This window comes from Pseudomonas sp. GQ91 (assembly GCF_059758795.1).
Map to the genome: position 1 here is coordinate 33,476 of NZ_JCAXED010000017.1, position 20,370 is coordinate 53,845.

19 protein-coding genes are annotated in these 20,370 nt (G+C 61.5%); 15 read left to right on the plus strand and 4 right to left on the minus strand.

Annotation, left to right across the window (positions count from 1 at the left end):
* Positions 1-21: 21 nt before the first annotated feature.
* Complete coding sequence (locus AC6CIA_RS22615; RefSeq protein ID WP_498315264.1) at positions 22-873, minus strand: GNAT family N-acetyltransferase; 852 nt, start codon at positions 871-873, stop codon at positions 22-24.
* A gap of 498 nt (positions 874-1,371) precedes the next feature.
* On the opposite strand from AC6CIA_RS22615, the gene AC6CIA_RS22620 reads away from it, so the two are divergent.
* The 9 genes from AC6CIA_RS22620 to AC6CIA_RS22660 all read left to right on the plus strand — a co-directional run bounded on the left by AC6CIA_RS22620 (position 1,372) and on the right by AC6CIA_RS22660 (position 12,624).
* Positions 1,372-2,040 carry a haloacid dehalogenase type II gene (locus AC6CIA_RS22620; RefSeq protein WP_498315266.1) on the plus strand — a complete coding sequence of 223 codons (669 nt, stop codon included), beginning with the start codon at positions 1,372-1,374 and terminating at the stop codon, positions 2,038-2,040.
* Positions 2,041-2,085: 45 nt separating this feature from the next.
* Positions 2,086-3,360: an NAD(P)/FAD-dependent oxidoreductase gene (locus AC6CIA_RS22625; protein WP_498315268.1), complete on the plus strand. Its 1,275-nt coding sequence runs from the start codon at positions 2,086-2,088 to the stop codon at positions 3,358-3,360.
* 97 nt (positions 3,361-3,457) lie between these two features.
* A complete protein-coding gene (locus AC6CIA_RS22630) occupies positions 3,458-5,095 on the plus strand; it encodes an ABC transporter substrate-binding protein (RefSeq protein WP_498315270.1) in 1,638 nt (545 codons plus the stop codon).
* A 19-nt stretch (positions 5,096-5,114) separates the two neighbouring features.
* Entirely contained in the window at positions 5,115-6,071 is a 957-nt protein-coding gene (locus tag AC6CIA_RS22635) for an ABC transporter permease (protein ID WP_498315272.1), read from the plus strand.
* Complete coding sequence (locus AC6CIA_RS22640; RefSeq protein WP_498315274.1) at positions 6,068-6,943, plus strand: ABC transporter permease; 876 nt, start codon at positions 6,068-6,070, stop codon at positions 6,941-6,943. Before AC6CIA_RS22635 ends, AC6CIA_RS22640 begins: the two co-directional genes overlap by 4 nt.
* Before the next feature lies 1 nt (position 6,944).
* Positions 6,945-8,786 carry an ABC transporter ATP-binding protein gene (locus tag AC6CIA_RS22645; RefSeq protein ID WP_498315276.1) on the plus strand — a complete coding sequence of 614 codons (1,842 nt, stop codon included), beginning with the start codon at positions 6,945-6,947 and terminating at the stop codon, positions 8,784-8,786.
* Complete coding sequence (gene argE, locus AC6CIA_RS22650; protein ID WP_498315278.1) at positions 8,783-9,940, plus strand: acetylornithine deacetylase; 1,158 nt, start codon at positions 8,783-8,785, stop codon at positions 9,938-9,940. The genes AC6CIA_RS22645 and argE overlap by 4 nt, the downstream gene beginning before the upstream one ends.
* Before the next feature lie 117 nt (positions 9,941-10,057).
* Complete coding sequence (locus AC6CIA_RS22655) at positions 10,058-11,518, plus strand: NAD-dependent succinate-semialdehyde dehydrogenase (RefSeq protein WP_498315280.1); 1,461 nt, start codon at positions 10,058-10,060, stop codon at positions 11,516-11,518.
* 20 nt (positions 11,519-11,538) lie between these two features.
* Positions 11,539-12,624, plus strand: coding sequence for a tartrate dehydrogenase (locus AC6CIA_RS22660; protein ID WP_498315282.1), 1,086 nt, complete (start codon positions 11,539-11,541; stop codon positions 12,622-12,624).
* A 122-nt stretch (positions 12,625-12,746) separates the two neighbouring features.
* Here AC6CIA_RS22660 and AC6CIA_RS22665 read toward each other — a convergent pair whose 3' ends face one another.
* Positions 12,747-13,673, minus strand: coding sequence for a 2-hydroxyacid dehydrogenase (locus tag AC6CIA_RS22665; RefSeq protein ID WP_498315404.1), 927 nt, complete (start codon positions 13,671-13,673; stop codon positions 12,747-12,749).
* 193 nt (positions 13,674-13,866) lie between these two features.
* Here AC6CIA_RS22665 and gabT point away from each other — a divergent pair, with 193 nt between their 5' ends.
* From gabT to AC6CIA_RS22680, 3 genes are all read left to right on the plus strand, one after another.
* Entirely contained in the window at positions 13,867-15,159 is a 1,293-nt protein-coding gene (gabT, locus tag AC6CIA_RS22670) for a 4-aminobutyrate--2-oxoglutarate transaminase (RefSeq protein ID WP_498315284.1), read from the plus strand.
* 91 nt (positions 15,160-15,250) lie between these two features.
* Positions 15,251-15,895, plus strand: coding sequence for an HAD family hydrolase (locus AC6CIA_RS22675; RefSeq protein WP_498315286.1), 645 nt, complete (start codon positions 15,251-15,253; stop codon positions 15,893-15,895).
* Between the two features lie 45 nt (positions 15,896-15,940).
* Complete coding sequence (locus tag AC6CIA_RS22680) at positions 15,941-16,429, plus strand: Lrp/AsnC family transcriptional regulator (RefSeq protein WP_498315287.1); 489 nt, start codon at positions 15,941-15,943, stop codon at positions 16,427-16,429.
* Positions 16,430-16,481: 52 nt separating this feature from the next.
* Here AC6CIA_RS22680 and AC6CIA_RS22685 read toward each other — a convergent pair whose 3' ends face one another.
* Together AC6CIA_RS22685 and AC6CIA_RS22690 are read right to left on the minus strand one after the other, a co-directional pair.
* A complete protein-coding gene (locus AC6CIA_RS22685; protein WP_498315289.1) occupies positions 16,482-17,459 on the minus strand; it encodes a zinc-dependent alcohol dehydrogenase family protein in 978 nt (325 codons plus the stop codon).
* A 61-nt stretch (positions 17,460-17,520) separates the two neighbouring features.
* Complete coding sequence (locus AC6CIA_RS22690) at positions 17,521-17,823, minus strand: ArsR/SmtB family transcription factor (RefSeq protein ID WP_339533020.1); 303 nt, start codon at positions 17,821-17,823, stop codon at positions 17,521-17,523.
* A 170-nt stretch (positions 17,824-17,993) separates the two neighbouring features.
* On the opposite strand from AC6CIA_RS22690, the gene AC6CIA_RS22695 reads away from it, so the two are divergent.
* From AC6CIA_RS22695 to AC6CIA_RS22705, 3 genes are all read left to right on the plus strand, one after another.
* Positions 17,994-18,434 carry a hypothetical protein gene (locus AC6CIA_RS22695; RefSeq protein WP_498315291.1) on the plus strand — a complete coding sequence of 147 codons (441 nt, stop codon included), beginning with the start codon at positions 17,994-17,996 and terminating at the stop codon, positions 18,432-18,434.
* Between the two features lie 65 nt (positions 18,435-18,499).
* Positions 18,500-19,090: an isochorismatase family protein gene (locus AC6CIA_RS22700; protein WP_498315293.1), complete on the plus strand. Its 591-nt coding sequence runs from the start codon at positions 18,500-18,502 to the stop codon at positions 19,088-19,090.
* A 389-nt stretch (positions 19,091-19,479) separates the two neighbouring features.
* Positions 19,480-20,088, plus strand: coding sequence for a LysE family translocator (locus tag AC6CIA_RS22705; protein ID WP_498315295.1), 609 nt, complete (start codon positions 19,480-19,482; stop codon positions 20,086-20,088).
* Positions 20,089-20,370 lie beyond the last annotated feature (282 nt).

The following is a 20,370-nucleotide window of genomic DNA, read 5'->3' on the forward strand; positions in this document are numbered from 1 at the left end:
GGCAATGCTCCAGAATGAAAGTCAGCCGATCGCTTGGGTGATCAGGGCAAAAGGGTGTACGTCTGCGCTAGTCTGGGGCGGGGTGCCCCGGGCCATTTGGGTGACGGTGTCGATGTGCTTCAGACCGGCCTGTTCAAGCCACTCGCCGAGACCGCAATCGGCGGGAATGTCGATGCGTACAAAGGCATCCGGCACCTGGGCCAGCAACTCGGCAATCATGTGTTTGGCCTGGTTGAAGTTCTGCGCCACCACCGGCCCAATGCAGCGCCCGCGACCAAAGGATCGCAGCATGGCAACAGCACGCAACTGGCCCTCGCATTCGATGCCCACGGCGTGCTCCGCCTGCAGTTCCCGCAGTACCCCCCGGCGGTCCAGGCCCGTGGCGGCGTTGGCCAGATCCACGAGCGCGGCGTGATCATCGGCGTGCAGCGCGCGGCAGGTTTCGCCGGGCGTCAGCTCCACTTGGGCGGGGATGCGCGCCTGGCCCTGGTGCTGCTGCACGCGCCCAACTTCGACAAATCCCTGGCTGATGTAAAGCGGTGCGCCAGCGAGGGTGGCGTTGAGCATCGGCGTGCGCGACTGGCAGGCGTCCAGCGCTTTTTCCATCAAGCGGCGCCCGATGCCCTGGCCTTGATATTCATCGCTGACGATCACCAGGCCGATGGTCGCGTAATCGCCCTGGGGGCAGCAAAAGGCGCTGCCGATCAGGCGCTCGCCATCCAGTACCACGAAACCTTCGCTGACCCGTTGCAGCATCGCCCAGTCTTCCAGGCGGTGAGGCCATTTCAGTTGTACCGACAAAGCATGGGCGGCCGGCAGGTCGGCCGCGGTCATCGGGCGGTAGAGGTAAGTGGGGTGTGGCAGGGCAGACATGGCGAGCCTCCATTGAACGTTGTGTGCATCACTGGAAGCCTGTATCCCACCTGATTAAAGGGCTGGCAAGAGGGTGCTGGATATTCGGTAGATTTGTCGCGCAGGGGGGTAACCGGACCATAGTTACTACTTAATTTCGGGGGGTGGTCAGCAGCAAATGCCTCGACGATTTTTTTCCGCAAAAGCGCCTGCCCCAAGCACCGTACGTGATCACGCGGATGCACCACACTTTCTGCCGCTGTCGACCCCTGTTCTTGAGCCTTTCCATGCCACAACCCCCACAAAGGCGCATAAATACGGGTTCCGCCCAAGGCTGGAGCACGCCGCAAACTCTGCTGGCACTGACGGTAAAAACGGTGGTTTGTATTGAGCAAACGGTGTTTTTGACGCCATCTGCTGATTTCACAGTGGTGTAATGAAGCTGTGCTGCAACGAGGCGTTCGCGCCGCCAGGGCAGCGGAGGCTTGTCACACTCAACGAACTTCAGGACCGCACTCAATGAGCTTTCTTCGTCCCAAATTCATTACGTTCGACTGCTACGGTACGCTGACCAACTTTCAAATGGGCACCATGACCCGCGAGCTGTTCGCCGATCGCATCCAGCCGGAGCAGATGGACCAGTTCGTCAAGGACTTCTCGGCCTATCGCCTCGACCAGGTCATGGGTGACTGGCGCCCGTATGATGAAATTCTCAAGACCGCCCTGGCCCGTACCTGCAAGCGCTGGGGTATCGATTATCGCGAGGAAGGTCAGCTGTACTACGACGCGGTGCCGACGTGGGGCCCACATGCGGACGTGCCCGGCGGCCTGTCGAAAATCGCCGACAAGATTCCCCTGGTGATTTTTTCCAACGCGATGGACGCGCAGATCATGTCCAACGTCGAGCAGCTCGGCGCCCCGTTCCACAAGGTGTTCACCGCCCAGCAGGCTCAAGCCTATAAACCGCGCCTGGCGGCCTTCGAGTACATGCTCGACAATCTGGGGTGCGGCCCGGAAGACATCTTGCATGTCTCTTCAAGCTTCCGTTATGACCTGATGTCGGCCCATGACATGAAGATCAAGCACAAGGCGTTCGTCGCGCGTGGGCATGAAGTGCCTGCCAATGCCGCCTTTGGCTATCAGCAGATCAGCGATATCGGTGGGCTGCCCGCACTGGTCGGTCTATAAAACCAATGCGATCGGCATTCTTGGTTGAACAGGGGCGGGGTGGACATGGGCAGTGAATCGTATTGGCTCGACACCGCGCCGGCCTTTACTGGCGCGCAGCGGGGTGATTTGCCCAGGCAGGTTGACGTGGCGGTGGTGGGGGGCGGCTTGACCGGCCTCTCGGCCGCGCGGTCTCTCGCCATGCGAGGCGCCAGCGTGGTGGTGCTGGACGCCGGGCGAGTGATCGGAGAAGCGTCGGGGCGCAACGGCGGGCAGTGCAACACCGGGGTGGCGCAGGATTACCTCGGGCTGCATGCCACGCTGGGGGCCGCCCGGGCGCGCGCTTATTACCAGGCCTATGAAAGTGCAGTGCAGACTGTCGTGACGCTGGTAGAGCAGGAACGCATCGCGTGCGACATGGTGCGCAACGGCAAGCTCAAGCTGGCCGCCAAACCGATGCATTACGAAGGCCTGGCGCGTAGCTGCGAGCTGATTCGCCAAGAGGTCGATGCCGATGTCGAGTTGCTCGATGCCCAACAGACGCGTGCGGAAGTCAATTCGACGCAGTTTCATGGCGGCTTGCTGCAACGCAACGGTGTGCAGTTGCATATCGGTCGCTTCGGTGTCGGTTTGGCCGAGGCGGCGGCCCGGCGTGGCGCGATGATTCACGAGCATACCCAGGTCAACGATTGGAAAGCCCAGGCGGGCGGCTATCAGGTCAATACCACCAAGGGTTCACTGCACGCCGGGCAGGTGTTGCTGGCCAGCGGCGCCAGTCAGCACGGTGGTCTCGGCTGGTACCGCCGGCGGATCGTGCCGGTGGGCAGTTTTGTGATTGTGACCGACGTCTTGCCCCAGGCGCTGATCGAGCAGATGTGGCCGCAGCAGCGCTCCTATGTCACCAGCCGCCAGATCGGCAATTACTTTCGCTTGACCCCGGACAACCGTCTGCTGTTCGGCGGGCGTGCCCGGTTCGCCATGTCCAACAGCGTCTCCGACGCCAAGAGCGGCAAGGTGTTGCAGGCGGCGCTGCTGAATATGTTCCCGCAGTTGGCGGGCGTGAATATCGCCTACTGCTGGGGCGGCCTGGTGGACATGACGTCCGATCGCCTGCCCCGCGCCGGCCAGCACGGCGGCGTCTTTCACTCCATGGGCTACAGCGGCCATGGCGTGCAGATGTCGGTGCATATGGGCCAGGTCATGGCCGAAGTGATGGCCGGCAATACCGCGGCCAACCCTTGGCGCGAACTGCAATGGCCGGCGATCCCCGGACATTTCGGCAAACCCTGGTTCCTGCCCTTTGTGGGCGCCTGGTACCGCTTCCAGGATTACTTACACTGAGTTTTGCAGTCGTTGCGTCACCGTCGTTTGTGTTTCCAGGACGCTCCGGATAGCCACGAGCACTCGAATCTCCCGATCATCGACAGGTAGCCTTGCCATGACAGATAACAAGAACATTCCCGAACTCATCTGCGGCGAAGAAAGCCTGCGGGTATTCGAACGTCTCAATCGCGGCATGTCGCGCCGCAACGCCCTGCACATGCTCGGCGTCGCCGGTGTGGCTGCAGCGGGCGCCGGCAGCTTGTTCGGCGCGGCCGGCAAACTGTTTGCCAATGAAGCGCAGGCACCGGGCAAAGGCAAGCCAGGCGGCAGGATCCGGGTCGCGGGTGTGTCCAGCTCCACCGCCGATACCCTTGACCCGGCCAAAGGCGCGATGTCCACCGACTATGTGCGGCACTATATGTTTTATAACGGCTTGACCCGTTTCGACAGTCACATGACTGCGCAACTGGAACTCGCCGAGCGTATCGACAGTACCGATGCCACGTTGTGGACCATTACCCTGCGCAAAGAGGTGACCTTTCACAACGGCAAGCCGCTGACCGCCGCCGATGTGGTGTTTTCGCTGAGCCGGCACAAGGACCCGATCACCGGTTCGAAGGTCATGGCGCTGGTCGAGCAATTCGCCGAGATCAAGGCGAGCGGGCCCAACGAAGTGCAGATTCGCCTCAGCTCGCCGAACGCCGAGCTGCCCTCGATCCTGGCGGTCTCGCACCTGCTGATCGTTCCGGATGGCACGACCGACTTCAGCAAGGGCATTGGCACCGGCCCATTCACTGTCGGTGAATTCAAGCCCGGGGTGCGTTCGATTGCCCTGCGCAACAAAAACTACTGGAAACCGGGCTTGCCGTACCTCGACGAAATCGAGTTCATTGCCATCGCCGATGAGCCGTCGCGGGTCAATGCGTTGCTGTCGGGCGACGTGCACATGATCAACGAAGTCAACGCGCGCTCCACCAAGCGCATCGGCGACAGCGCCGGGCACCGGGTAGTCGATGCGCCGTCGGGCAACTACACCGACTTGATCATCCGTCAGGACCAGATGCCCGGCAAAAGCCCGGAATTCACCCAAGCCATGAAGCTGCTGCTGGACCGTGAACAGGTCAAGTCCGCGGTGTTCCGTGGGTACGCGGTGGTGGGCAACGATCATCCGATCTCACCGGGCGCGCGTTACTACAACACCGACCTGCCGCAAACCGTGTACGACCCGGAAAAAGCCAGGTTCCTGCTGAAGAAAGCCGGCATGGAGAACATCACCATGCCGCTGGTGGCCTCGCCCGCAGCGACCGGCTCGGTGGACATTGCGGTGCTGTTGCAGCAATCGGCCAGACAGGTCGGGCTTAAACTCAACGTCAGCCGCCTGCCCACCGATGGCTACTGGTCCAACCATTGGATGAAGCACCCATTGAGCTTCGGGAATATAAATCCGCGGCCGAATGCCGACGTGATGTTCTCGCAATTCTTCCAGTCCAAGGCGCCGTGGAACGAGTCCGCGTGGCAAAACCAGCAGTTCGACCAGTTGCTGTTGCTGGCACGTGCTGAAACCGACGAAGTCAAGCGCACCCAGATGTACCACGACATGCAGGCGCTGGTGCATGACCACTGCGGTATCGGTGTGCCGGTGTTCATCAGCAACATCGACGGTGTCGACCAGCGCGTCAAGGGCTACGTGGCCAACCCGCTTGGCGGTTTCATGGGCTACATGTTCTCCGAACAAGTGTGGCTGGACGCGTGAGTGCAGCGAGGGCAGGGCGATGAATAGCACTACATTGTGGTTGATCGGCCGGCGCCTCGGCGCCGGGGTCATGACCTTGTTGATCGTGTCCATGGTGGTGTTCGCGATTACCGCGGTATTGCCGGGGGATGCGGCGCAACAAGCGCTTGGCCAGTTTGCCACCCCGCAACAGATCGCGGCATTGCGCCTCAAGCTGGGGCTCGACCAGCCCGGTGTGCTGCGTTACCTGCACTGGCTCATGAACCTGCTCACCGGTGACATGGGCGTGTCGGTTTCCAGCGCCACGCCGGTGAGTGAACTGATGGCCGGTCGGGTGCCCAACACGCTGATGCTCGCGGGCACCACCGCGTTGGTCTCGGTCCCGGTGGCGCTGGTCCTGGGCATCGGTTCGGCGATGGGCCGGGGCGGGCGCATCGACAGCTTCCTGAGCTTTGTGACCCTGGCCATGGTCGCGGTGCCGGAGTTTTTGGTGGCGACCCTGGCGGTGCTGATTTTTGCGGTCAACCTGGGTTGGTTGTCGTCTTTGTCCTATGCCAGCGACATCAACTCACCCTGGCAATTCGTGCGTACCTACGCCTTGCCGGTGATGACCCTGTGCTGCGTGATCGTCGCGCAAATGGCGCGCATGACCCGGGCCGCCGTGATCGACCAGCTCGACAGCGCTTATGTGGAAATGGCGCGTCTCAAAGGCATAGGCCCGATACGTATTGTGCTGCGCCATGCCTTGCCCAACGCGATCGGACCGATTGCCAATGCGATTGCCCTGAGTCTGTCTTATCTGCTGGGCGGCGTGGTGATCGTCGAAACCATCTTCAACTACCCGGGCATCGCCAGCTTGATGGTCGATGCCGTGACCAACCGCGACATGGCGCTGGTGCAGGCATGCACCATGTTGTTCTGTGCGGCTTACCTGGGCCTGGTGCTGCTCGCCGACCTGTGCGCAATTCTTTCCAATCCGAGGCTGAGAAACCAATGAACACGCTCATTGCGAAGTCCAAGCCTGCGTCTTCCGCCCTGGCACTCGCCAAAGTGTCCAACGGCCCATCCTGGTTGGGGCTGGTGGGTGCTGCCGTGTGCGTGTCCTGGTTACTGATCGCGCTGTTCGGCCCTTGGCTGGCGCCGCACCCGGTAGGGGAAGTGGTGTCCGATAACGTTTTTGAAGGCTTCAGCCTGGCCTACCCGTTCGGCACCGACTACCTGGGGCGCGACATGCTCAGCCGGGTGCTGGTGGGAGCACGCTTCACCGTCGGGCTGGCGCTGGTGGCTGCGGTCCTGGCCAGCGCTCTGGGCACCGGTTGTGCATTGTTATCGGTGGTCTCGCCCAAATGGCTGGACGAGATCATCAGTCGCATCATGGATGCCCTCATTTCCATACCGAGCAAAATGTTCGCCTTGATCATGGTCTCGGCCTTTGGCTCGTCCGTCACGCTGCTGGTCTGCACCGCCGTCATCAGCTACATCCCCGGCTCGTTCCGCGTCGCTCGCAGCATGGCGGTGAGCATCGAAACCCTGGAGTACGTGCAAGTCGCCCGCACTCGGGGTGAGCGCCGGTTGTATGTGGCGTGCAGGGAAATCCTGCCGAACATGCTCAATCCGGTATTGACCGATCTGGGCCTGCGTTTCGGCTACATCGTGTTGTTGCTAGCCGGCATGAGTTTTCTCGGCCTCGGCGTGCAACCCCCCGACGCCGACCTGGGGTCGCTGGTGCGGGAAAATATCGGCGGCCTCAGCCAGGGGGCGCTGGCCATCGTGATTCCGGCGCTGGCCATTGGCACACTCACCGTCGGCGTGAATCTGCTGATCGACTATCTGTCATCGCGGCGTAATCGACGCGCGGGAGGCCATTGAAATGACTGAATTGATTCGTGTCGAAGACCTGCGCGTGGTCGCCTGTGGCGAACGCGGCGAGGTGGAGATCGTCAAGGGTGTGAGCTTTGCCCTGGAAAAAGGCCAGGTGTTGGCGCTGATCGGCGAGTCCGGGTCGGGCAAGACCACTATTGCCCTCGCGCTGCTGGGTTATGCCCGCAGCGGCTGTCGCTTGTCCGGCGGGGTGGTCCAGGTGGGCGAGCACGACATGCTCGCTGTCAGCGAAAAACAGCTGCAGGGCCTGCGCGGCAATCGCGTGTCGTATATCGCGCAAAGTGCGGCCGCCGCTTTCAACCCGGCGCAAAAACTCATCGACCAGGTGGTGGAGGGCGCGTTGATCCATGGCCTGGGCAGTCGGACCGCACTGCAAGCCAAGGCCATCGGGCTGTTCCGTGACCTTGCGCTGCCAGATCCGGAGCGCATCGGTCAGCGCTATCCGCACCAGGTCTCCGGCGGCCAACTGCAGCGGGTGATGGCGGCGATGGCGTTGATCAGCGATCCGTTGCTGGTGGTGCTTGACGAACCGACCACGGCGTTGGACGTGACCACCCAGATCGACGTGTTGCGGGCCTTCAAGCGCGTGGTACGCGAACGGGGCGCCACGGCGGTGTACGTGTCCCACGACCTCGCGGTGGTGGCGCAGATGGCCGACCAGATCGTCGTGCTCAATGGCGGACAGGTCCTTGAACTAGGCGCCACCGCGCCGCTGCTCAATGCCCCGGCCCACGCCTATACTCGCAGTCTGTTGGCGGCCGCGCGGCCCGATAGCAACATTCGTCCGCCCTGTGGGATCAGCGAAGACGTGCCGCTGCTGAGCATCAGTGGGCTTACCGCCGGCTACGGCAATAAAAACCCTCAGGGCATGCCGTCGATCCGCGTCCTGGAAGACATTGACCTCACCGTGCGCCGAGGCCAGGCCATCGGCGTGATCGGAGAATCCGGGTCGGGCAAGTCGACCCTGGCCCGAGTGGTTGCCGGGTTGCTGACCCCGGCCCTCGGCAGTCTCGCGTTCGATGGGCAACCCTTGGGCGGCAGTTTGTCCGAGCGCACGCCGGAGCAGTTTCGGCGGATCCAGATGGTCTTCCAGAATGCTGACACGGCGCTCAATCCGATGCACAGCGTGGCGGCCATTCTCAGCCGCCCGCTGAAGATGTACTTCGGCCTCAAGGGGCCCGCGTTGCAGGCACGCGTCGGCGAACTGCTGGACCTGGTGCGTCTGCCACGCAACCTGGCCGAGCGCCGCCCCAGCGAATTGTCCGGCGGACAAAAACAGCGGGTCAACCTGGCCCGTGCGCTGGCGGCCAAACCGGACCTGATCCTTTGCGATGAAGTGACCTCGGCGCTGGACACCGTGGTGGGCGCTGCGATTCTTGAACTGCTGCGGGATTTGCGCCAGCAGTTGGGCGTGTCATACCTGTTTATCAGCCACGACATTTCCACCGTGCGCGCGCTGTGCGACGACGTTATGGTGATGTACAGCGGCCACAAGGTGCAGGCCGGCAGTCGCCAGTCGTTTACCGAGGCGCCGTACCATCCGTATACCGACCTGTTGATCCACTCGGTGCCCGAGCTGCGCCAGGGCTGGCTGGAACACTGTGATACCCGTTGTGGGGAGCTGCCGCCGATTGGCGCGCAGGCCAATGTGCCGCAGTTGTGCACCTTTCTCAATCGCTGCCCGGTGCGGGTCGATGGGCTGTGCAACCGCACTGCACCGACTCGTCGGACGCTGGAAAACGGCAGTGAAGTGCTGTGCCATCACGACGCCGGGCACTTGCTGCAAACCCAACGCGGCCTGGCGAGCCTGAACGCGGGAGCCTGCGCATGAAACCCCGCGTACTGGAAATCTTGAAACGACTGATGGCCTTCGAGACGGTCTCGTCCGAGTCGAACATGGCCTTGATAGCGTATGTGCGCGACCTGTTGTTGACCCAGGGCATCGAGTCGCTGATCGTCAAGGACGAAAGCGGGAAAAAGGCCAACCTGTTTGCCAGCACGGGACCCAGGGACCAGCCCGGCGTGCTGTTGTCCGGGCATACCGACGTGGTGCCTGCGGCGGGACAGGCGTGGACCTTCCCGGCCTTTGCCGCCACCGTGCAGGACGGGCGCATTTATGGGCGTGGCAGCTGCGACATGAAGGGCTTCATCGCCCTGGCCGTCGATGCCATGCTCGACGCCGCTGCCTGTACCTTGAACCGCCCGCTGCAATTGGCCCTGTCCCATGACGAGGAAATCGGTTGTGTGGGCGTGCGGCGTCTGCTCGATGTGCTGCACCTGGCGCCTGTGCGGCCATTTTTGTGCCTGGTCGGTGAGCCGACCAACATGCAGTTCGTGCTGGGTCACAAGGGCAAGGGTTCCTACCGCACTTACTGCCGTGGACTGGAGGCGCATTCCTCGCTGGCGCCGCGTTCGGTGAATGCCATCCACGTGGCCTGCGACTTTATCGCCGCATTGCGCGAGAGCCAGCAGCACTTGCAACGCCATGGTGCCCAGGACCCGGACTACGATGTGCCCTACAGCACCGTGCATGTGGGACAGATTGGCGGTGGCAAGGCGCTGAATATCGTACCCAACCTGTGCACCCTGGATTTCGAAGTGCGCAACCTGCCGGCCGATGACCTGGAGCAGTTTCTGGAGCACATGCGCGAACGTGCCGAAGTGATTGTGCGTGAGGCCCAGAAGCTGTCCAGCGTGGCGGCGATCGAGATCCAGACGCTGAATGTCTACCCCGGCCTGGACACTCACCCCAGCGTCGAGGCGGTGCGCTTTCTCAAACAGTTCGCCGCGCCGGATGTCGGCACCGCCAAGGTCTCGTTCGGCACCGAAGGCGGCTTGTTCAAGCAGCGCCTGGATGTGCCGGTGGTGGTGTGCGGTCCGGGCTCCATCGAGCAGGCGCATAAGCCAGACGAGTTTATCGAGATCAGCCAGATGCATGCCGGCGAGCGCTTTTTGCAAGGCTTGCTCGGCTCGTTGAAGGCATAGCAGAGCCTGCCGTCCTGGAAGGATTTTCAGCACGGCACGCTGCTCACACCGCGCTTTCGGCATCCTCGTCCGTGGCACCTGCCTAGACTGGAGCCTGTCTCGGATCAGGACTCAATCATGCTCAATACTCACCTGCAAGACCCCAGCCTCTTGGCTGAACGCGCTTATGTCGATGGCCAGTGGGTCGCGGCCGACAGCGGTGCCACGCTGGACATTCACGACCCCGCTACCGGCCAGTTGCTGGCGCGGGTCCCCGCCATGGACGCGGTCGACACCCACCGCGCCATCGACGCCGCCGAACGTGCCTGGCCCGACTGGCGCGCGCGCCCGGCTGCCGAGCGCGGCGCACTGCTGGAGCGCTGGTATCAGGCGATGCTCGACAACCTCGACGACCTGGCGCTGATCATGACGTGCGAACAGGGCAAGCCGCTGCCGGAAGCCAAGGGCGAGATTCGTTACGGCGCCGGGTTCGTCAAATGGTTCGCCGAAGAAGCCCGCCGGGTCTACGGTGAAACCATGCCGGCGCCCAGTGCTGATCGTCGCCTGCTGACCCTCAAGCAGCCCGTGGGCGTATGCGCGGCCATTACCCCGTGGAATTTCCCCAACGCGATGATTACGCGCAAATGTGCACCCGCGCTGGCCGCCGGTTGCCCGATCATCGTCAAACCCTCGGACCTCACACCGCTGTCGGCGTTGGCGTTGGCAGTGCTGGCCGAGCGTGTCGGGATTCCCGCTGGCGTGTTCAATGTACTCACCGGGCTGCCTGCCGGTATCGGCGCAGCGCTGACCGGCAACCCAACGGTGCGCAAGCTCTCCTTTACCGGCTCCACCGCCGTCGGCCGCCTGCTGATGCGCCAGAGCGCCGAGCATATCAAGCGCCTCAGCCTGGAGCTGGGCGGCAACGCGCCGTTCATCGTGTTTGACGATGCGGATCTGGAGCAGGCGGTGGCCGGCGTGATGCTCAGCAAGTTTCGCAATGCCGGGCAAACCTGCGTGTGCGCCAACCGCATCCTGGTGCAGGCCGGCATTTACCAGCGTTTCGCCGCGCGCCTGGTGGAGGAGGTGGGCAAGCTCAAGGTCGGCAATGGCCTGGAGGACGGGGTGACGATTGGCCCGCTGATCAACGCTGCCGCGGTGAGCAAGGTGGCGCGACATATCGACGATGCCTTGAGCCAGGGTGCGAAGCTGCTGTGTGGCGCGGTTCCCACAGGTGACAGCCAGTTCGTGCAGCCGACGGTGCTGGGCGATACCCACGCCGGTATGTTGTTGGCCAATGAAGAAACCTTTGGCCCGGTGGCACCGCTGATGCGCTTTACCGACGAGGCCGAGGCGCTGGCCCTGGCCAATGCCACGCCTTACGGCCTGGGCGCCTACTATTTCACCCAGGACCTGCAGCGCGCGTGGCGTTTCGGCGAAGCCCTGGAGTTCGGCATGGTGGGGCTCAACACCGGGATCATTTCCATGGAGGTGGCGCCGTTTGGCGGCATCAAGCAGTCGGGCCTGGGGCGTGAAGGCAGCAAGTACGGCCTGGATGAGTACCTTGAAATCAAGGCCTTCCACATCGGCGGGTTGAACTGAATTTTCGCGAGGCGTGCATCATGAGCAAGGCATTCAGAATCGCCGCGATTGCCGGCGATGGCATCGGCAAGGAAGTACTCCCCGAAGGTTTGCGCGTGCTGGAACAGGCGGCCAAGACCTGGGACCTGAACCTGAGCATCGAAGTACTCGACTGGGCTCACTGCGATTACTACCTGGAGCACGGGCAGATGATGCCCGATGACTGGTTCGATCAGCTCAAGGCTTTCGACGCCATCTACTTCGGCGCCGTGGGGTGGCCAGACAAGGTTCCTGACCACATCTCGCTATGGGGTTCGCTGCTCAAGTTTCGGCGCGATTTCGACCAGTACGTGAACATCCGCCCGGTGCGCCTGTTCCCCGGCGTGCCGTGCCCGCTGGCCGGGCGCCAGGCTGGGGATATCGATTTTGTGGTGATCCGTGAAAACACCGAGGGCGAATATTCGTCGGTGGGTGGCAAGATGTTCGAAGGCACCGAACATGAATTCGTGTTGCAGGAGTCGGTGTTCACCCGGCGTGGCGTTGACCGCATCCTCAAATACGCGTTCGAGCTGGCCCAGACCCGGCCGCGTAAAAAGCTGACGGCGGCGACCAAGTCCAACGGCATTTCCATCAGCATGCCGTACTGGGATGAACGCACTGCGCAGATGGCCGCGAACTACCCCGAGGTCAGTTGGGACAAACAGCATATCGACATTCTGTGCGCGCGCTTTGTGTTGCAACCGGATCGGTTCGACGTGGTGGTGGCCTCCAACCTGTTTGGCGACATCCTGTCTGACCTGGGGCCTGCGTGTGCGGGCACCATTGGTATCGCACCGTCGGCCAACCTGGACCCGGAGCGGCGCTTTCCATCGTTGTTCGAGCCGGTGCATGGCTCGGCGCCGGATATTTATGGGCAGAACATCGCCAACCCGATTGCGATGATCTGGTCGGCAGCGTTGATGCTGGATTTCCTCGGCAATGGCGAAGAGCGCTATTGCGCGGCGCATGCGGGGATCATGCAGGCGATTGAGGCCGTGATTGCCGAGGGGCCGATTACCCCGGACCTGGGCGGGCAGGGTTCGACGCAGCAGGTGGGGGCGGCGATCAGCGAAAGGCTGCGTCGCTAGGGCGCGCGTTTGAAACGCCGCCGACTGGCTCGCGATAGCGGTGTCTCAATCGATACCTTCATCGATGGAGACACCGCTATCGCGAGCCGACGCGCTGCTGCCTCGGGAACCCGCTAGCTCTTTCAATAGCCCTTGCGCCGGTCCACCTCGCCCACCATACGTTCCCCGCGCTGATGCCGGCGGATATTCTCCAACAGCACGCCGAACGCACTCGCCGGCTGGGTCATCGCCGCGATATGCGGCGTCAGCGCAATCTGCGGATGAGCCCAGAACGGGTGATCCGCCGGCGCCGGCTCCTGTTGCAATACGTCCAGCACCGCGCCACTCAGTTGGCCGTTGTCCAGCGCCTCAAGCAAGTCGTTCTCCACCAGGTGACCGCCACGGCCCATGTTGATCAGGGCTGCACCGCGTGGCAGTTGCGCAAACAGGCGTCGATCCAGAATGCCCTGGGTCTGTCGCGTCAGTGGCAACACGCACAGCAAAATATCGCACTGGCCGAGAAACGCCGGCAGTTGCTGCTCGCCGGCATAGCACGTCACGCCCGCTATCCGATGGGCACTGCGCGCCCATCCCGACAAGGCAAACCCTCGGGGCGCCAGGCTGCTGAGAATCTGCTGGGCCTGGGCGCCGAGCCCCATTACCCCGACGCGGCGCTTTTGCGCCGGTTGCAGCAGGTGCGCCTGCCAGCAGCGCGCGCTCTGTTGCTGGCGGTAGCGCAGCATGTCGCGGTGCAGGCTGAGCACGGCCCAGTTGGCGTATTCGCACATGCCTTGGGTGATGCCAGGATCGAGCAGACGCACTACGGGCAAGTCCGGGGGCAGACGTTCGAGATCCAGTTGGTCGACACCTGCCGACAAGGCAAACAGCACCTTCAGGTTGGGCAGCAACTGCTCGAGATGTTCCGGCGCTTGCCAGGCGGCCAGGTACTCGACCTCGTCGGGGTTGCCGATGTCTGGCCAGGCACGCCAGGCAATGTCCGCCGCGTGTTCGGCGAACAGTGCCTGCCAGTGTTGGCCGCGTATCGGGTCGGCTTTGTAGAGCAAGGCCATGGGCATTTCCTGTTGGCTGAAGGTAACGATCATCATCCTTCAAGCGCGACGCAGGATCTGTTGAAAGGCGGGGTCAAAACAGTCGATCTGAATTTCTCACGGGCCAAGTTCGGCTGAGTTGGTTTCCCGTACGCCGTACTCTGAGAAGTATCGCAACCACTTCCAGGTTGCCGGATTCACAATGGGAAATGCCATGAACAGCAAAGTCGACAAAACCTCTCATTTGCTCCGTCAGCGCGAACAGTTCGTGCCCCGTGGCCTGGTGACCGCGCATCCGCTGGTGATCGACCGCGCCCAGGGCGCCGAGCTGTGGGACGTGGATGGCAAACGGTACCTGGACTTCGTCGGCGGCATCGGCGTGCTGAATATCGGGCACAACCACCCGCAGGTGGTCGCCGCTGTACAGGCGCAATTGCACAAGGTCTCTCACGCCTGCTTCCAGGTGGTCGCGTACTCGCCTTACCTCGACCTGGCCCAGCGCCTGTGTGAAATGGTCGGCGGGCAAGAGGCTTATAAAGCTGCATTTTTCACCTCCGGGGCCGAAGCGGTGGAGAACGCCGTGAAGATTGCCCGCGCCCACACCAATCGCTCGGCGGTCATCGCCTTTCGCGGCGGCTTCCATGGTCGCACCTTGCTGGGCACCACCCTGACCGGCATGAGCCAACCCTACAAGCAGAACTTCGGGCCGTTCGCGCCCGAGGTGTTCCACACCCCTTACCCGAACGCCTATCGCGGGGTAACCAGCGAACTGGCGCTCAAGGCCCTCGATGAGCTACTGGCCACCCAAGTGGCACCGGAGCGGGTGGCCGCCATCATCATCGAGCCGGTGCAGGGCGATGGCGGTTTCCTCACGGCCCCGGCGGAGTTTCTCCAGGCCCTGCGCGGCCTGGCCGACAAACACGGCATCGTGTTGATCCTCGACGAGATCCAGACCGGTTTTGGCCGCACGGGCACCTGGTTCGGTTTTCAGCATGCCGGCATCCAGCCCGACCTGGTCACCGTGGCCAAGAGCCTGGCCGGCGGCTTGCCGTTGTCCGGGGTCGTCGGCAAGGCGTCTATCATGGATGCACCATTGCCCGGGGGGCTGGGCGGCACTTATGGCGGCAATGCCCTGGCGTGCGCGGCGGCGCTCGCGGTGATCGCGGCCTTCGAGCAAGAGCAGTTGCTGGCTCGCAGCCAGGTGTTGGGTGAATACTTGCGCCAGGGCTTGCTCGGGTTGCAGGTGCGTTACCCGTGCATCGGCGACGTGCGTGGCACCGGTTTTATGCTGGCAATCGAATTGGTCAAGGATGACGCGGCGCGTAGCCCGGACCCCGACCTCAATCAACGGCTGATCGACGCCGCCCGGGACGGCGGTTTGCTGGTGATCAAATGTGGTGTGCACCGCAACGTACTGCGCTTTTTGGCACCGTTGGTGACCACCGAGGCGCAGATCGATGAAGCCCTGGTGATTCTTGACAAGGCGTTGGCACGCGCCCTGAACTGAACCTGTGCCCGCGTCGGGCAGTTCGCGGCAGCGTCCGACACTTCTTAGGCGCATGGGCGCCCATACTGCATCATTGGAGGCTTGAATCCGCATGGGATTGACAGATTATCGAGCGTTGCTGATCGATTGCGACGACGTGCTGGTGGATCGGGATTCGGGCGTCTGGGCGGCACTGCAACCGCTGCTCGACAGTCGTGGCGGGCAGCCGCCCAAGGCGCAGGTGCTGGCCGAGTTCAATACAGTGGTTGCCACGCTGTATCCACGCTTTGCCGAGTTGGGGTTCAGCGGCGTGCTGTGTTTTGCCCATCGCCAGCTGGCGCAGGCCTGGGGGCTGCACGCCAGTTGGGAGGAGGGCATGAGCTTTGCCCGGTCTGCGGGTAACTGGCCACTTTTCGAGGATGCGCCGGGCGCGATGCTGTACCTGCGCAAGTTCTATCGCCTGCTGGTACGCGGTGACCGGGATGCGCAGGACAGTGGGTCGCTGTGCGAGCGGCTGGGGATCGAGGTGGAGGACTTCATTTCCGTTGCGCAGGACCCACAATGGCTTGATCATCAAGGGGCCGAATTGCAACCGGTGCTGCATGTGACACGACCGTCGGTCGTCGCACAAGGCGCGCTCGACCGTTGCTTGATCGGCCGCCATCGGGCCCGGCAACCCAGCTCTTGCGCGGCGGAATACTGCATCAACAGCATGGCGGATCTGGTGGCGCAGCATCAGCTGTCTTTACGGCGCTGATTTTGCTAGAAGATTGTCTTACAAACGGCAGTCACGAGGTATGCAATGGAAGGGCTAGTCAAGCTGGACCGAATTGACATCAGCATTTTGGTTGAACTGCAAAAAGATGGCCGCATGACCAATGTCAGCCTCGCCGATGCTGTTGGGTTGTCGGCAAGCCCATGCCTGCAGCGGGTCAAGCGGCTTGAGTCGGCCGGGTATATTTCCAGCTACAAGGCGCATTTGAACCTGGCCAAGATCACCGATTCGGTCATGGTATTCACTGAAATAACCCTCAGCGACCACAAGCGCGAAGATTTCGCCAAGTTCGAATCCAACATTCGCCTGGTGGACGAAGTGCTTGAATGCCATTTGATCAGTGGCGGCTATGACTACCTGGTGCGCTTCATGACCCGTAGCATCCAGCATTATCAGGAAGTGGTGGAAAGTCTGCTGGACAAGAACATCGGCATCTCCAAGTACTTCAGCTACATCGTGATCAAGTCACCGGTGCTCAAGGATGGCGTGCCCCTGCGCAAGTTGCTGCGCAACTGAGCACGGTTGCTCCTCAACCTGCAATTGCGCTGCTGGAAGACACGCCTCGTGTTCATACCTTGCTTGACTCTGGCCCGACGGCAATCGCGATTTTTCCTCGAACTCCGTTGTTGGGACTTTCCAGCAGCGCATGGGCGAGCGGAATGTCGGCAAGCGAATAGACGGCGCCAACGTGTGGCCGCAGTTGACCGCGGGCTATCAATGCGCTCAACTCATCCAGCTTGCCGCGGTTCTGTCTGGTGAAAACGAAGTGATAACTGGCGTTCTTGCCCCAGGCCTGGACGACGTTCTGCGGCTGGGCAATGTCCACGATCGTGACCACGCGGCCAAGTTGAGCGAGTGTGTCGGGGCTGCGCGACAAGGTGTTGCCCCCGATGGTGTCGAACACTACATCGACTCCACGGCCACCCGTTTCTCGTGCGATGGCGTCGACATAATCCTGCTTTTGGTAATCGATGATCACATCGGCGCCCAGACTTCGTGCGAACTCAACGTTTGCCCCGCGCACGGTCGTGAACACTTTGGCGCCCATGGCTTTTGCCAACTGGATCGCCACATGACCGACGCCGCCCGCGCCACCGTGTATTAAAACGCTTTCGCCTACTCTGAGTGCCGCACGCACGACCAGTGCTTCCCACGCGGTCCCGCCCACCAAGGTCAGGCTCGCCGCCTCAAGATGGCTCAGCGAGGGCGGCTTCTTGCCGATAATCCTTTCGTCAGCAACGTGGTACTCGGCATAACTTCCAGGCCCGTCGAATATTTGGGGTGTGTACCAGACTTCGTCTCCTGGAGCGAAGGTCGTCACACCCGGCCCGACTTCCTCGACAACGCCAGATACGTCATGTCCGGTAATGGTCGGCAGTTGCACCAGGTCGGCATAATCGCCACGTCGGACCTGGAAATCCAATGGATTGATGGAGGTTGCGTGTACGCGGACCAATACCTGTCCCGCCTGCGGCACTGGTTTGGGCACGTCGCGGAGGGCGAAGGATTCCGGGCCACCAAATGATTTAAGTATCATCGCTTTCATTGCAGATCCTCGTATCTATAAAAAGGAATATCGAGATATCTCGATATTATGCGGTAAAAAATTACAGCTCTTTCCCTATGATCTCGGCAAGTACCCTGATGGTGGCTTCGTTCCGCTTATAGTAGGTCCACTGGCCGATGCGCCTGACTTCGACCAAACCCACGCGTTGCAGCGTTGCAAGATAACCAGACACCGTTGACTGCGACAGGCCGATACCTTCTTGAATACTACTGACGCAGACGCCCACCGTGAGAACGTCACCTTCATCCTGTGGAGGGAAGTTCTTTACGGGATCCTTCAAGCCTTTCAAGATTTCAAGGCGTGTAGGGTTTGAGAGGGCTTTGAAGACTTCGATCAATTCCATGGACTGATAATATCGAGATTTAGCGATATGTCAATACGGGTGGTGGCTGCCTGTTCTCAGCAAATGAATCCGCCGCGCCACTCAAGCCTTGGCCCCTGGGGCGGGGCGTTTTTCCAACCTCTCCCGAGATTTGCTATGTTGCAGCCTTCTATTTTGCAAAAGCTGATGCCATGAAATTCTCGTGTTTTTCGTTCCTCTCTACGCCGTTATTAACCCTGAGTCTGGCAGCCTGCAGCATGACGGACCCGGCCGCTCCTGAAGGCTCCACGCAAGCGCCGATCCCAGGTTCCCCCACGACGACTCAGGCAGATAAATCCCTTCCCCAGTTCATCGCAAGAGGCAATGAGCCGTTCTGGTCAATCCACGTCAGCGGCAACACCTTGACCTGGATAACGCCTGAGAACCCGCAGGGCACGCAGCTCTCCGCGCAGCAAGTGACCTCGGGTGACGGGGTCAGGTACACCGGCAAGGAGGGTGATAAGGCCTTCATGTTGGAGGTGGTTGGCGGTGCGTGCACGGACACTATGTCCGGACACGCTTTCGAGTTCAGCGCCACTTGGGTGTATGCGGGGGACAGCAACGCAGGCTGCGCTGAGCGGGTCGGTAAATAGCTTCCTCGCAAGCAGCAGCCTGGCTGCTTGCTCACCGTAGGCCAACTGATGAGAGAACGTCGTTTATGAATGCTCAACCGGGTCCCATACCCCTCGTCATCCTGGATGTCCAGGACGCTATTGATCAGCCGGTGTGGGAGGGCAAGAGTCATCCCGGCTACCTGGCGGCAATTCAGCGTCTTCTGGCGCATTGGCGGCTGAAGGGCTGGCCCGTGGTGCACATCAAGCACGATGAGCAAGCGCCGTCATCGACCTATCACGTCCACGGCCCGTGGAATGCCATCAAGCAAGAGGTCGCGCCTCTCGCGGGAGAGGCGGTGATTGTCAAGCAGCAGAACTGCGCCTTTATCGGCACTGAGTTGGACCACGTGCTCAAGAGCATGCGGGTGGAGCGTTTGGTGCTGACGGGGGTGGTGATCCACAACAGCATGGATGCCACGGTGCGTGCTGGAAAAGCCCTCGGCTACCGCATCATCCTGCCGTCTGATGCAACCACGGCGGTGCCGGTGGTGAGCGCCGCAGGGAAGTCCTGGACGGCTGCGACGGTGCATGCGCTGACGCTGGCAATCCTTGATGGCGAATATGCCGAAGTCATGACCTCGGACGCGGTGATGGCGCTGGATATCGAAGGCTGCACGGATGCTCACGCCGGTTGAACATCACTATCGAAACGCCAGACAAAGAAAAGCCCGCGATGGGGAGAGCGGGCTTAAAGGTGTTCACTTAGGAGCTGGGATCACCATAAGCGCTGGACTGTGAAAGGGATGTGAAAGGCCCCCAAACAAAAAGCCCGCGCGCAATGATATTTGGCAATGAGCAGAGCGTGCGTTATTTCCTATTGATCCTGCCTCAGCGTCAGCGTGGCTCACCTTGGATAAAGTCGACCGCTGACCAGCGGTTTGTCTATTGGACGTCTACCTCCCAGGCTTCATGCGGCGCATCCGTGAAGAAAGTGTATCTCTCGATCTGCTTATAGCTGTACGGGGCGAGGCTGCGCCGAACACTCTACTGTCAGGGCGACAACAATTCGCCTGGATGACGCCCCATGTTCATGTCCTCAAGCCTGCTTTCAGCCTTTGCGCTGTTCGCCTTCGTGTCTTCGATCACGCCGGGACCGAATAACACGATGTTATTGGCGTCCGGCGTGAACTTCGGCTTTCGGCGCTCAATGCCTCACGCCCTGGGGATCAGCCTGGGGTTTATGGTGCTGGTGATCTCGGTCGGCCTGGGCCTGGGGGAAGTGTTCAAGGCGCTGCCGGGGGCCTATGCGACGTTGCGCTATGTCGGGGCGGCGTACTTGCTGTACCTGGCGTGGAAGATTGCGACGTCCAGCCCTCTGTCGGATGACACCCACGGCAACCACACACCTATGACTTTCCTGGGCGCGGCGGTGTTCCAGTGGGTCAACCCCAAGGCCTGGGTCATGGCGTTGGGCGCGATTACTACCTATACCCCCGCGCAAGGCTATTTCACCAACGTGCTGGTGATCGCAATAGTGTTTGCGCTGATCAACCTACCCAGTGTGTGCGTGTGGGCGGGGTTTGGCAGCGGTTTGCGCAGCGTGTTGCGTAATCCGCGCTGGTTGAGAGTGTTCAATTGGTCAATGGCGGGGCTGCTGGTGCTTTCTTTGTACCCGATGTTGTTTGCGGGTTGAACGCGTCAAACCGGTGAGACCGTGGCGAGCAGGCCAATCGCGATGGTCAGTGCTAAAAAGCCGAACAGAAAAAATGCCATCTTAGCCATGGGGCCTCCGAAAGGAAGATGAACGACAGGACGATTCCCGTCGGGCTCCGCGAGTGCCTCGGGAGTGATTCATTGTCACGAATGAAGGCTGTTCGGTACAGATTCAGATGCTCCAGAAAAAAGCGTATCAGATGCTCCCGCCGCGCCTGTGCAGCGGGCCGGCACCTGATACGTGCAGGTACCGACCAGCGTC

What these genes read in the sequence shown, in the direction of transcription:
- gabT (WP_498315284.1), top strand. Translation starts at nt 13,867, where the DNA reads ATGAACAGCAAAGTCGACAAAACCTCTCATTTGCTCCGTCAGCGCGAA.
- AC6CIA_RS22635 (WP_498315272.1), top strand. Translation starts at nt 5,115, where the DNA reads ATGAATAGCACTACATTGTGGTTGATCGGCCGGCGCCTCGGCGCCGGG.
- AC6CIA_RS22645 (WP_498315276.1), top strand. Translation starts at nt 6,945, where the DNA reads ATGACTGAATTGATTCGTGTCGAAGACCTGCGCGTGGTCGCCTGTGGC.
- AC6CIA_RS22665 (WP_498315404.1), bottom strand. Translation starts at nt 13,673, where the DNA reads ATGGCCTTGCTCTACAAAGCCGACCCGATACGCGGCCAACACTGGCAG.
- AC6CIA_RS22625 (WP_498315268.1), top strand. Translation starts at nt 2,086, where the DNA reads ATGGGCAGTGAATCGTATTGGCTCGACACCGCGCCGGCCTTTACTGGC.
- AC6CIA_RS22700 (WP_498315293.1), top strand. Translation starts at nt 18,500, where the DNA reads ATGAATGCTCAACCGGGTCCCATACCCCTCGTCATCCTGGATGTCCAG.
- AC6CIA_RS22630 (WP_498315270.1), top strand. Translation starts at nt 3,458, where the DNA reads ATGACAGATAACAAGAACATTCCCGAACTCATCTGCGGCGAAGAAAGC.
- AC6CIA_RS22680 (WP_498315287.1), top strand. Translation starts at nt 15,941, where the DNA reads ATGGAAGGGCTAGTCAAGCTGGACCGAATTGACATCAGCATTTTGGTT.
- AC6CIA_RS22690 (WP_339533020.1), bottom strand. Translation starts at nt 17,823, where the DNA reads ATGGAATTGATCGAAGTCTTCAAAGCCCTCTCAAACCCTACACGCCTT.
- AC6CIA_RS22615 (WP_498315264.1), bottom strand. Translation starts at nt 873, where the DNA reads ATGTCTGCCCTGCCACACCCCACTTACCTCTACCGCCCGATGACCGCG.
- AC6CIA_RS22620 (WP_498315266.1), top strand. Translation starts at nt 1,372, where the DNA reads ATGAGCTTTCTTCGTCCCAAATTCATTACGTTCGACTGCTACGGTACG.
- AC6CIA_RS22685 (WP_498315289.1), bottom strand. Translation starts at nt 17,459, where the DNA reads ATGAAAGCGATGATACTTAAATCATTTGGTGGCCCGGAATCCTTCGCC.
- AC6CIA_RS22660 (WP_498315282.1), top strand. Translation starts at nt 11,539, where the DNA reads ATGAGCAAGGCATTCAGAATCGCCGCGATTGCCGGCGATGGCATCGGC.
- AC6CIA_RS22675 (WP_498315286.1), top strand. Translation starts at nt 15,251, where the DNA reads ATGGGATTGACAGATTATCGAGCGTTGCTGATCGATTGCGACGACGTG.
- AC6CIA_RS22655 (WP_498315280.1), top strand. Translation starts at nt 10,058, where the DNA reads ATGCTCAATACTCACCTGCAAGACCCCAGCCTCTTGGCTGAACGCGCT.
- AC6CIA_RS22640 (WP_498315274.1), top strand. Translation starts at nt 6,068, where the DNA reads ATGAACACGCTCATTGCGAAGTCCAAGCCTGCGTCTTCCGCCCTGGCA.
- AC6CIA_RS22705 (WP_498315295.1), top strand. Translation starts at nt 19,480, where the DNA reads ATGTTCATGTCCTCAAGCCTGCTTTCAGCCTTTGCGCTGTTCGCCTTC.
- argE (WP_498315278.1), top strand. Translation starts at nt 8,783, where the DNA reads ATGAAACCCCGCGTACTGGAAATCTTGAAACGACTGATGGCCTTCGAG.
- AC6CIA_RS22695 (WP_498315291.1), top strand. Translation starts at nt 17,994, where the DNA reads ATGAAATTCTCGTGTTTTTCGTTCCTCTCTACGCCGTTATTAACCCTG.